9 protein-coding genes and 1 pseudogene are annotated in these 10,702 nt (G+C 67.9%); 4 read left to right on the top strand and 6 right to left on the bottom strand.

The features are described from left to right. From VD972_RS34330 to VD972_RS34345, 4 genes and pseudogenes are all read left to right on the top strand, one after another. Positions 1 to 443: pseudogene (locus tag VD972_RS34330) on the top strand (chromosome segregation protein SMC); the annotation flags it as partial. A gap of 119 nt (positions 444 to 562) precedes the next feature. After that, complete coding sequence (locus VD972_RS34335) at positions 563 to 2,062, top strand: ATPase domain-containing protein (RefSeq protein WP_324993025.1); 1,500 nt, start codon at positions 563 to 565, stop codon at positions 2,060 to 2,062. A gap of 2 nt (positions 2,063 to 2,064) precedes the next feature. Further along, entirely contained in the window at positions 2,065 to 2,430 is a 366-nt protein-coding gene (locus VD972_RS34340; RefSeq protein ID WP_324993027.1) for a response regulator, read from the top strand. 92 nt (positions 2,431 to 2,522) lie between these two features. After that, positions 2,523 to 3,788 carry an alpha-amylase C-terminal beta-sheet domain-containing protein gene (locus tag VD972_RS34345; RefSeq protein WP_324993028.1) on the top strand — a complete coding sequence of 422 codons (1,266 nt, stop codon included), beginning with the start codon at positions 2,523 to 2,525 and terminating at the stop codon, positions 3,786 to 3,788. Positions 3,789 to 4,000: 212 nt separating this feature from the next. Here VD972_RS34345 and VD972_RS34350 read toward each other — a convergent pair whose 3' ends face one another. The 6 genes from VD972_RS34350 to VD972_RS34375 form a co-directional block, all read right to left on the bottom strand. Beyond that, positions 4,001 to 4,855, bottom strand: a complete 855-nt coding sequence (locus VD972_RS34350; RefSeq protein WP_324993029.1) for a Uma2 family endonuclease — start codon at positions 4,853 to 4,855, stop codon at positions 4,001 to 4,003. A 99-nt stretch (positions 4,856 to 4,954) separates the two neighbouring features. Then, complete coding sequence (locus tag VD972_RS34355) at positions 4,955 to 5,548, bottom strand: alpha-ketoglutarate-dependent dioxygenase AlkB (RefSeq protein WP_324993030.1); 594 nt, start codon at positions 5,546 to 5,548, stop codon at positions 4,955 to 4,957. An 85-nt stretch (positions 5,549 to 5,633) separates the two neighbouring features. Next, positions 5,634 to 6,677, bottom strand: coding sequence for an SPFH domain-containing protein (locus tag VD972_RS34360; RefSeq protein WP_324993031.1), 1,044 nt, complete (start codon positions 6,675 to 6,677; stop codon positions 5,634 to 5,636). A gap of 185 nt (positions 6,678 to 6,862) precedes the next feature. Beyond that, positions 6,863 to 7,663: an ABC transporter permease subunit gene (locus VD972_RS34365; protein WP_324993032.1), complete on the bottom strand. Its 801-nt coding sequence runs from the start codon at positions 7,661 to 7,663 to the stop codon at positions 6,863 to 6,865. A 2-nt stretch (positions 7,664 to 7,665) separates the two neighbouring features. Further along, positions 7,666 to 8,583, bottom strand: coding sequence for an ABC transporter ATP-binding protein (locus tag VD972_RS34370; RefSeq protein ID WP_324993033.1), 918 nt, complete (start codon positions 8,581 to 8,583; stop codon positions 7,666 to 7,668). Further along, positions 8,580 to 10,702, bottom strand: a 2,123-nt coding sequence (locus VD972_RS34375; RefSeq protein ID WP_324993034.1) for a hypothetical protein, incomplete at its 5' end; no start/stop codon positions are given. The genes VD972_RS34370 and VD972_RS34375, both read right to left, overlap by 4 nt.

The raw sequence follows: 10,702 nt of genomic DNA on the forward strand, positions 1-10,702 counted from the left end.
ACAAGGCCATCATGGAGCGCACGGACGCCGTGCCGATGAGGCCCGAGGATGAGGCGCGCTACCAGGTGGACCAGGAGGACTTCTTCCAGTCGGCGGACAACTTCCGGGCGTGGTTCCTGGCCGGGCAGCTCCAGGGGCAGCTCAAGGCCCGCTTCGGCCCGGCGTGGTGGCGCAGCGCCGGCGCCGGCACCTTCCTCAAGGAGCTCTGGGGCACCGGCAACGGCCTCTCCACCCGGGAGCTGGCCCAGGCCATTGGCGAGCGCGGCATCGCGCCGGACGTGCTCCTGCTCCGCCTGGGCACCACGCTCCAGGTCCCCATCACCCTGGACGCGAAGACGAGCGAGGAGGCGCCCGCCCCCCCGCCAGCTCCCGCCCCGGAGCCAGCTCCAGCACCTCCTCCGCCCACATCCGCTCCAACCCACCGCTTGAACGAAAGTCCATAGCTCCGGGCGCCTTCCCGCCCAGAGCGTTGCGCGCTGGGCACTTGCCCCACCGCTCGTCCTCTTTCCGCTTTGTCCTCCGTGCGATTCGGCCACATCCTGATAGCTCTCCCCAGCACCCGATGATCGAGAAAACTCCCTCCCAGACCGAGCGCGTTCCAACAGGCATCCCCGGACTCGACACCCTGCTTCAGGGCGGGTTCGTCAAAGGGGGTGTCTACATGGTGATGGGCATGCCGGGAGCTGGGAAGACGATCCTGGCCAACCAGGTGTGCTTCCACCATGTCCGCGAGGGCGGCAAGGCCCTCTACGTCACCCTGCTCGCCGAGTCGCACACGCGGATGATTGCCAACCTGCGCTCCCTGGGCTTCTTCGAGCTCGCGCGCATCCCGGAGTCCCTCGCCTACCTGAGCGCCTACTCGGTGCTCGAGGAAGGCGGGCTGGAGGCCCTGATCAACCTCCTCCGCAAGGAGCTGAAGGCCCATGAGGCCTCCCTGCTGATCCTGGATGGGCTGGTCGCGGCCGAGGAGATCGCGCCGACGGAGCGCGCCTTCAAGAAGTTCATCCACGCGCTCCAGGCCATCACGGGGATGGTCAGCTGCACCACGCTGCTGCTCACCACGGGGGGGGGCCAGGGCCTCAAGGCCGAGCACACCATGGTGGATGGCCTCCTCGTCCTGCGCGAGCGCACCTTCGGCGTGCGGGCGGTGCGCGAGCTGACCATCCGGAAGTTCCGGGGGAGCGGACACCTCCGCGGCCAGCACAGCTTCGAGATCACCGACAGCGGCATCGTCGTCCACCCCCGCCTCGAGGCGGTGACGGGAAACCAGAGCTCCACGGAGATGCCCTCGGAGGGCCGGAAGACCTTTGGCATCAAGGGCCTGGATGACATGCTCCACGGCGGCGTCTTCCAGGGCTCCACCACGATGCTCTTCGGGCCGTCTGGCAGTGGGAAGAGCCTGCTGGGGCTGCACTTCATCGCCGAGGGCGCCAGGAGAGGCGAGCACGGGCACTACTTTGCCTTCTACGACTCGCCTCAGCGCGTGCGCGATCAGAGCGCCAGTGTGGGGCTCGAGCTGGAGCCCCTCCTCAAGAAGGGGACGCTCTCGCTGAGCTTCCGTCCCCCCATGGAGAACCGGCTCGATGCGCTCGGCAGCGAGCTCCTCTCTTTGATCCGGGAGAAGGGGGTCCAAAGGCTCTTCGTCGATGGCTTCGACGCCTTGAGCAAGGCGGTGGTGCACCCGCCGCGGGTCTCCCGCTTCATGGCCGCGCTCGTCAACGAGTGCCGCGCCGCGGGCGTGACGCTGCTGTTCACACTCGAGTCGCAGACCCTGTTCGGGCTCGAGCTGAAGCTGCCCGTCCGCGGAGTCTCGATGCTCTGCGAGAACATCCTCTTCCTGCGCAACTCCGAGGTTCGCACGGAGCTGCGGCGCTTCATCTCCGTCCTGAAGCTGCGCACCAGCGGCCACGACCACTCGCTGCGCGAGCTCCACATCAGCAACCGGGGCATGGAGGTCGGCGATCCGGTGGCCGACGCGCAGCTGTTGATGTCAGGCCTGTCCCTGGAGTCCCCCCTCCTCCGCTCGCCCCGCAAGAGACGGCTCAAAGGCCGAGGCAGGTAGGTATGGGGCCCATCCTCATCGTCGATGACGAGTTCGGCATCGTCGAAGCCCTCGAGGGCTTCCTCCAGGACGAGGGCTACCGGACGGCCATTGCCCTCAACGGCCGGCAGGCGCTCGACAGGATGAGCGCGGAGCGGCCGGTGCTGGTGTTCCTGGACTACATGCTGCCGGTGATGAACGGCCCCGCCGTGCTGGCGGCGATGAAGAACGATGCGAACCTGCGGGAGGTCCCCGTCGTGCTCATGAGCGCCAGCCCTCCGAGGCTGTGGAAGGATCTGCCGGCCACGGAGTTCCTGCCCAAGCCCTTCGGGCTCGAGCAGCTCCTCGACCTCGTCCAGCGCTACGCCGGGGGCGCCAAGGTGAAGTAGGGCCGTGGCCGCGGTTTTCAGACATGGACATTGCTTGCCGGTTTCGCGGATAAGGCGCGCTCGAGGCGTTCTGCCTTCCTCAAGGAGCCACCATGCTGAAGCAGTGGAAGAAGAGCTTGCGGACCCTGTCGAGCCTGCTGGCGCTCGTCCTCGTCGCACCACTGGCCCATGCGGGCCCGCTCGACGGCAACAGCAGCGACGTGATGCTGCAGGGGTTCCACTGGCACTCGTACCAGACCTACCCGTGGTGGAACGTCATCAAGAACAACGCGACGAACATCAAGAACGCGGGGTTCACCATGGTGTGGCTGCCGCCGCCCAGCGACGCGGCCTCCAACGAGGGCTACCTGCCCCGCCGGCTCGAGGTGCTGGACAGCAAGTACGGCTCCCGAGCAGAGCTGGCCAGCGCCCTGGCGGAGCTGAACCGGGTGGGCGTGAAGCCCATCGCGGACATCGTCGTGAACCACCGCGTGGGCACCAACAACTGGGCGGACTTCACCAACCCCACCTGGGGCTCGGACTCGGTGTGCCGCGGGGACGAGTGGACGGGCGCCACGGGCGCCACCGACTCCGGTGATGGGTACGGCGCCGCGCGCGACATCGACCACACCAAGGCCTACGTGCGGACCGGCCTCACCACCTGGATGAACAGCCTGAAGACCCTGGGGTTCGCGGGTTGGCGGTACGACTACGTGAAGGGGTACAGCGGCTCGTACGTGGGCACGTACAACACGAGCACCTCGCCGTACTTCTCGGTGGGTGAGCTGTGGACGGACCTGGACTTGAACAACCCCAATCCCCACCGCCAGCTGCTGATGAACTGGATCGACGCGACGGGCGGCAAGTCGGCGGCGTTCGACTTCACCACCAAGGGACTGCTGCAGCAGGCGGTGCAGTACAACGAGTTCTGGCGGCTGCGAGACGCCGCGGGCGCGCCGGCGGGCGCCATCGGCTGGTGGGCGGCGAAGTCCGTCACCTTCATCGACAACCACGACACCGGCCCGAGCCACCCGAGCGGTGGCCAGAACCACTGGCCGTTCCCCGGCGACAAGATCCTCCAGGGGTACGCCTACACCATCACCCACCCTGGCTTCCCGTCCGTGTACTGGGTGCACTACTTCGACTGGGGCACGGCGAACCAGAACGCGATCAAGACGTTCATCTCCATCCGCAAGGCCAAGGGCATCACCAGCACCTCGGCGGTGAGCATCCAGGCCGCGGACAGCTCGAAGTACGCCGCCATCGTCACCGGAAACTCGGGCAAGGTAGCCGTGAAGATCGGCCCCGGCGCCTGGTCTCCGACGGGCACTTGGACGCTGGCCACCTCCGGTAACAACTACGCCATCTGGACGCAGTAGCCTCAGGGGTCGTCTTCGTCGCCCTCAGCGGCGGCCTCCGGCTTGCCTGGGACCGCTTCTTCAGCACCTTGGAGCCGGAGCCAGGCGAGCGCTTCCTCGGCGCCGGCAGCATGGCCGCGAGGATCGCTCCCTGGCCGACGGTCAGGTTAACGGCCGAGACGGATCTGCATGCTCGCGCCCTGGGAGCTGTAGGCCTCCAACACTGAGCCCTCTCAGTTCCTGCCTTGCTTCAGACGCTCCAACTCGGCCAGAACCGCAGCCAGCCTGCGCTCAGCCTGCTCACGCAGCCGGGACTCCTCGGCGCGCAGCCGGGACTCTTCGGCAAGCAGCCGGGACTCCTCCGCGAGCCGCTGCTCGAGCTCCGTCCGCGCCTGTTCCTCCTCCGAGCGATGCGCCTCCGCCTCCCGGACCATCCGCTCCAGGGTGGCGATCATCTCATCTGACTCGGGCAGCGGCGCCCTGCCATGGAAGAACCGCAGCCGTTCGCCCTCGAGCTGAAGCTCCAGCCCGAGGACTTCCGAGGGATAGAAGCCATGTTGCGGCACGATGGGCTGATAGCTGCGCCTTCCCTCCTCCAGCCGCCAACCTGTCAGCCGCAGCTTCCCTCGATCGAAGAGGAAGTACTCGCGAATGCCCAACCGGGCGAAGCGCTCCACATTCCGCACCAGATCCTTGCGCCGCTCACCCGCGACATGGATCTCCAGCGCCAGATCCACTCCCTTGCCCTTGGCGCTTACCATCCAGCGCATGCGCGAGTGGGGCTCCACGTCCACCACGGCGATGACATCCGGGGCGAACATGGGCTCGTCCGGGTAGTACACCGGCAGTTCGCATGCCAGGTACACCTTGCGGCCAATGCGTGAGAAGTAACCGCCGAGCACCTCGCGGGTGCGTACCTTGGCCTCGAAGTGCGGGTCTCCCTCGGGTGGTGAAGACTCGGAGACGGGAAACTCCGAAGGGAGGCTCTCGACGATACGAGCGCGCTCCTCGGCCGTCAGGCGCTCCCATACCTCCTGGGGCGGCGCACGCGGGTCATCCGGGTCGACACGATAGGGCTCAGCAGCCATGGGACATCCTCGAATCTAACCCCTTGGGCGAGGGGGATGCCATGGAGCGCGGCGCGGGAGCTGTCGGGTGAGACACACCCCAGGGTGCAGGCAAGCGGCTCAGGCCGGCGGGGCCTCTGGCGCGCCTGCCCGGGCCCATCGCTCACGCAGGGTGCGGAAGGTGATCGAGTACCGCGTCTCCTTCACCGCGGGGATGCTGTGCTGCCAGAGGCTCCGGGACTCTCCGCCGAGGAGGTAGGCCGAGCCCGGCGCAAGCTCCACTTCGTACGTCCGGCGCTCCTCGCCCTTGCCGCGCTGAAACCTCAACCGGCACGCACTGCCCAGGGAGACACCCACCACCCGCGACCCGAACATGGGCGCGTCCCGGTGCCAGCCGATGGTGGCCCCCGGCGTGTATTCGCTCAGGAGCGCCTCCGCCAACCGCTCCGGCGGCTCCCCCATCAGCTCCGCGCACCGGGCCCTCAGCGGCAGGAGGAAGTCCGGCATGGGAGGCCCGGGCTCCACCTGCCAGCTCTCGTACCCGTAGAGCCAGCCGAAGTGCGCCGTGCGCCGCCGAGCCACCTGGCCCCGCATCCGGATCTCCGCGTAGGCCGCTGCCCGCACGTGCTCCAGCAGCTCGCGCTCTTGCGCCTCCGTGAGGAAGCCGGGCAGGTAGAGGAGCCCCTCGGGCCGTTCTTGTTCCGCTCGTGCCATGGCCTTCTAAAACGCCAGAGGCCCCCACCGATCATCCCAGGTGGAGGCCTCCGTGCTCTCGAGGCGGGCGCTCAGCCCCACCCTGCTACAGGAGCTTCATCAGCTCCGCGCGCTTCGCGTTGTACTCCTCGTCCGAGAGGACGCCCGCGTCCTTCAGCTCCTTGATCTCCTTCAGGCGCTGCGCAGGGCTGCGCGTGTCCGCCGGCGGAGCCTCGGCCGCCTGAGGCGGGCCCTGGCGCTGCTGGTTGTTGTTGTTCATGAACATCTGGGCCATGCCCATGCCCATGCCCATGCCCATGCCCGCCATCGCGCCGTCCGAGCCGCCCCCACCGCCCTTGGCCATGCCGTCGGCCGCGCCCAGCATTGCCTGGCCCTGCGCGTACTGCTGGAAGCCGCCCGCCACGCGCGAGTACGCCACATCCTTGGAGAACTTCTTGAGGGTCGCCTCGTCCTCCTCCTTGATGCTGATGTGGAAGTTGCCCAGCCGCACCACGGCCAGCCCGTAGCTGTCCACGTGCGGCTTCGCCCCGGCGATGACCTCGGTCTCGATCTCCTCGGTGTACGCGCCGCTCGTCACGTCCAGCAGCGGCCACTTCTTCTTCACCAGCAGCTCGGCGATGCGATCCTTCGTCACCTTCAGGACCTGGTTCTTGAACCAGCCCAGGAAGTCCTCGTTGCTGGAGCGGCCCATGCCCACCAGGCCCACCACCAGCTTCTCCGGATCCGTCACGCGGATGGAGAAGTCGCCGTACACCATGGTGCCGATGCCCAGGCCCGTCTCCGGATCCCTCACATCACCAATGGGGCCGCCGAACTTCACGCCCGGGTGCTCGCGTGTGGAGACGAAGAAGACCTCGGTGATGAAGAGGTTGCCGCCGGTGAAGCCCTCCAGCAGCTTGCCCAGGAAGGGGATGTTCTTGCTGTCCAGGGCGTGCCGCCCCGGCCCCAGCTTGCCCTCCACCTTGCCGTCCTTGACGAACAGGGCGATCTCGTCGGCATCCACGGTGAGCTGGGTGAGCATCCGGATGTTCTTCTCCGGATACTTGTAGATGATCTCACCCTTGGCTTCGTCCGCCCGGGCAATGAAGTTGCGCTTCGCCTCGCCCTTGATCGAATCGAATAGACCCATCGTGTTCGCTTCGCCTCCGTGCAAACTGCGTCACCTACAAAAACCCGTGCCGCCTCGTCTTCCATACGGATAGCGGCCAGGGCGATTCCATGCTCGCCCTTCGGTAGGTGGCTCTTTCCCCGCAAGATGCCAGTTTTACTAGGACTTGCCTAGCCAACCGGACAGGCGCCCAGGCGCTTTTCCGATCAACCCCACCGGCTGATGAGCCGCTCCCGATCGAGCAGGCGGATGCTGGCCACCAGCAGCACCCCATCCAGCAGGAGCACCACCGCGCCCTGAATGGCGTAGTAGCCCATCCCCGCGGTGAGCCAGCCTGCCACCTGGCCTCCCACCAGGCCCACCAGCGGCAGCACCACGAGCGCGGAGAGCTGTTGGGCGGTACGGGCCTCGGACACCCGCGCGGAGATGAGCACCGCCACCCCGTTGCCAAAGAAGGCGAACAGCGGCGCCAGGATGAAGATGCCGAACGTCCACAGGGCGTTGGGCATCAGCGGCCCCTTCACCAGCGGCCACGCCACCACGTCGATGCCGATGCAGAACAGGATGAAGGCCAGCCAGGAGATGCCTACGGCAGGCACCAGCGAGGCCAGGCTCTTGCCGGCCACCAGCTCGGCGGCGGTGACGGGCGAGGCCAGCAGCGGCTCCAGCGTGCGCCGCTCCTTCTCTCCCGCCACGCTTTGCGAGGAGATGAGGATGGGGACGAAGACGGGCATCACCAGGAACATGCCGAACCAGTCGGTGAGCGTCCGCTCGATGAGGAAGAGCGCCGCGTTCGCTCCCAGCGGCAGGCTCTTGTCGTAGTAGTGGGCAATGACGCGCAGGTTCGGATCCTCCGGCCGCTGCACGTACGTCCACACCACGCCGATGGGCACGAGGATGAACACCAGGGGCAGCACCCCCATGGACAGCAGCAGCCCTACGTTCTTGCGCAGGTCCAGGAAGTCCTTCCAGAAGACCGCCAGCGCCCGCTTTGGCCGAAACGCCATGCTCAGCCCCTCCCCTGCCGAATGAGCTCCAGGTAGACCTCCTCGAGTGGCCGGTGCGCGGGGACGGCGCTGTGCACCCGCGCCCCCGCAGTCACCAGGCAGGCCAGCACGTCCGGCGCCTGGGCGTCGTCGGTGAGCATGACCTTCAGCCGCCCGCCCTCTCTCAGCACGTTGGGGGCGAAGGGCAGCGCGGCCAGCGCCGGGAGGAAGCGCTCGGCATCCCCCTCCACCCGGATGTCCAGCGCCAGCCCCGCACGCCGCAGCTCGCCCAGCGGCGCCAGGGCCAGCAGCCGGCCCTGGATGATGGCCACCCGCGAGCACAGCCGCTCCACCTCCCCCAGGTTGTGCGAGCACAGCACGATGGTGCGCCCCTCGGTGGCCAGCTCCTCCACCGCGTCGCGCACGGTGCGCGCGGACTCGGGATCCAGGCCAGAGGTGGGCTCGTCCAGGAAGATGACCTTCGGGTCGTGCACCAGCGTGCGGACGATGGCCAGCTTCTGGCGCATGCCCTTGGAGAAGCTGCCGCAGGGCTCGTCCGCGCGCCCGGCCAGCCCGAAGCGCTCCAGGTAGGTCCGTACGCGGGGCCACGCCGCCGCCTCGTCCAGCTCGTGCAGCTTCATGAAGAAGCGCAGGTTCTCCCGCGCCGTCAGCCGGTCATAGAGCCCAGGCTGCTCGGTGAGCAGACCCACCGTGCGCCGCAGCTCCTCGCCGTGGGTGCGCACCGAGTGGCCCCAGACGATGGCCTCGCCCTCGGAGGGCTGGAGCAGCCCGGTGAGCATGCGCACCGTGGTCGTCTTCCCGGCGCCGTTGGGGCCCAGCAGCCCGAACACCTCGCCCGGCCGCACGTCGAACGTCAGCCCCTCCACCGCCGCGCGCCCGCCGAAGCGCTTGGCGAGCCCCTGGACCTGGATGCCGTTCAATCGACGACCACCAGGACGAACTTGTTGTTGATGTCGCGGTCGATGATGGTGACCTTCTTGTCGGCGCCCACCGCGCTGTTCAGCGAGCCCAGACGGCCGTGCTCCGTGAGCACCCACTCGCGGCCGGGCTGGGCCACGTAGTTGCGCAGGCGCACCTTGGAGTCCCCCGTACGGAACTGCTCCACCTGGTTGCGCGAGTAGAACGTCTCTCCGCGCCAGTTCATCTCGAACGCGGCGATGGGCTCGCCCGGCTTGTGCTGGCGGTAGTAGCGCCAGAACAGATCCCGCTGAGTCCAGTGGTGCGAGAGGCTCACCCAGTGGTTCCAGCTGAACCACGTCGTGAAGCAGATCGCGAAGAGGCAGAAGACGGAGAAGAGCATCGCCTTGGCCTGCTTGAGCGCGGCCACCACGCTGAGCGCGCCGGCCACCGCGAAGGCAAAGCCCAGGGCCTTCCTCACGTTCACCGGCTCCATCATCGCCCGGAGCAGCGCGTCCGTGCCTCGCGGCCTGCCGAAGCCCGCCCAGGCGAGTGCGGCGCCCACCAACAGCCAGCCGCCCGCCATGAGGAGGTTCCAGGTGCGCTCGTCCGGCTTGGAGCGCAGCGCCTCCCACGCGTTGAAAGCTCCGGCCACCAGCACGGCCACGCCGATCAGCCCCATGGCGGACACCTTCCCATCGGTGGCCATCGCCCCCAGCATGGCCGCAGCGCTCAGCACCGTGAGGACCGCCCCCGTGCGCGAGGTGGAGCCATCCTGGGCTTCCTTGCCCGGGGTGTTCGCGCCCTTGGCGTCCTGGGTCCCCGGAGCCTGAGCGCCCTGGGCGTCTTTGGCCTCCGGGGCACTCGGCGCCTGAGCCTCCGCGACCGCTGGAGCCTGGACCTCCGAGGCGTCCTTGGCCGCTGGAGCCTCCGCGACCGCCGGTGCCTGGACCTCCGAGGCCTGGACCTCCGAGGCCTGGACCTCCGAGGCCTCCTGGGCCGCCGGAGCCTGGACCTCCTTGGCCTCCGTGACTTGGGTTTCCTGGGTCCCCGGAGCCTGGGCCTCCTTGGCCTGCGTGACCTGGGCCTCCTTCTCGGCGTCCTTGCCCTGGGCTTTCTTGGCGTTCTTGTCCTTGTCCTTCTTGGGGAAGAAGGCCTCCGTCCCCAGGTACAGCCCCAGCGCCATCAGCGAGACCGTCACCATGTCGCCTATCCACAGCGCGCGGGAGGAGAACATCGCGATGGGCTTGGTGACGAGCTCCGAGGGATACGGACGGTCGTAGTTGTAGACGAAGAGATCGGTGAAGTTCTTGGGCGTCTCCGCCAGGTCCTTGCCCACCAGGATGAACAGCACGAGTCCGAAGAGCAGGCTCACGGCGTGCTCGGCAGGTCCGTCCTGCCACAGCCGGTCGATGAAGAGCGCGAGGAGGATCGCCATCCCTGGGAGGATGGGGAACACGTAGTGGTGGAACTTCGTGGCGCTGGAGGCCAGCAGCCAGAAGCTGAAGGCCACCCACAGCACGGCGAGCAGCGCCAGGTGGTCCGCCCTGGAGGCCGAGCGCAGCTTCAGCCGCCCCACCACGGCGAAGGCCCCGGGCAGCAGCGCCACCCACGGGAAGAGGGCGTAGCCGCCCTGCTCGATGAAGTAGATGAAGGAGCCACCCGGCGTGGTGGTGTGCACGCCCGCCGTGAGCCGGTTCAGGTGGTCGTGGATGAAGAAGCGGTAGAAGAAGCCCTTGCCCTCGTCATCCACCTCTTTGAAGAGGCTCAGGGTGAGGTACCAGGGCACGGCCACCGCGCAGAACACGAGGAAGCCAGTGCCCAGCCGCATCCGGAACATCTGCCCCCAGAGCACCGGCATGGGCTTCTTTCCCTCGCGCACCTCCTTGCGGAAGCTGCGCTTCACCAGCCAGTGCAGGTGATCGCGCCCCGCCTCCCAGCTCCAGGGGATGACGGCAAGCACCGCGTAGAGCACCAGGAAGGCGGCCGGCAGCGCCCCCAGCAAGCCCTTGGCCAGCACGGACAGGCCCAGGAAGACATAGAAGGCGTACCACCAGGCGCTCCGGTGCTTCGTCGTCTCATCGAGCTGGCCGATGAACGCGCACGCCATGGCGCACATCATGCTGGTGACGAACGGCGTGT

Source organism: Hyalangium sp. (genome assembly GCF_035629615.1).
Lineage (GTDB): Bacteria > Myxococcota > Myxococcia > Myxococcales > Myxococcaceae > Hyalangium.